Annotated in this window: 1 protein-coding gene; it reads left to right on the top strand. The window is 66.5% G+C overall.

Annotation, left to right across the window (positions count from 1 at the left end; genetic code table 11):
- The coding region (locus tag ACYVDE_RS25310; RefSeq protein ID WP_460504274.1) for a sensor histidine kinase at positions 1-656 on the top strand (656 nt) is incomplete at both ends.

Below are 656 nucleotides of genomic sequence, written 5' to 3'. Positions count from 1 at the left end.
CTGGCCGGGCTGGCGGTGCTGGTCACGGCCGCTACGTCGGGGCTGCTGGTGTTGCCGCCGCACGCGCTGCTGCCGCAGGATTTCCCGCTTACCCTCCCGGCGCTGCTGGCGCAGTTCCGCTTCAGCCTGGTGCCCACCGTAGCCGTGCTCACGCTCTACGAAACCATCTATTTCTTCGAGCAGTGGAAAACCAGTCTGCGCCAGGCCGAGGAGCTGGGCCGCGCCCAGAACCAAGCGCAGCTTGATGCCCTGCAGGGCCAGCTCGACCCGCATTTTCTGTTCAACAACCTCAATACGCTCTCTGCGCTCATCGAGCCCGGCAACGCACCGGCCCAGGATTTTGTGGAGCAGCTGGCCGACGTGTACCGCTACGTGCTGCTGGCCCAGGGCCGCGCCACCGTGCCGCTGGCCGAGGAGCTGGCCTTCGTCGAAACCTACCTGGCGCTGCACAAAGCCCGCTTTCGCGATAACCTGCAGATTGAAGTGAATATCGTGCCCGCCGCCCTGAGCCGCCACGTGGCGCCCCTCAGCGTGCAGCTACTGGTCGAAAACGCCCTGAAGCACAACGTGGCCTCGCGCGAGCACCCGCTGCACCTGCGCTTGGCCGCAGCGTCCGAAACGCCCGAGGTGCTGGTGGTCGAAAACACGCGCCGGCC

It is taken from the genome of Hymenobacter agri, assembly GCF_054778495.1.
The sequence above is the reverse complement of the archived record's forward strand: the minus strand, read 5'-3'. Positions and strand labels throughout refer to the sequence as shown.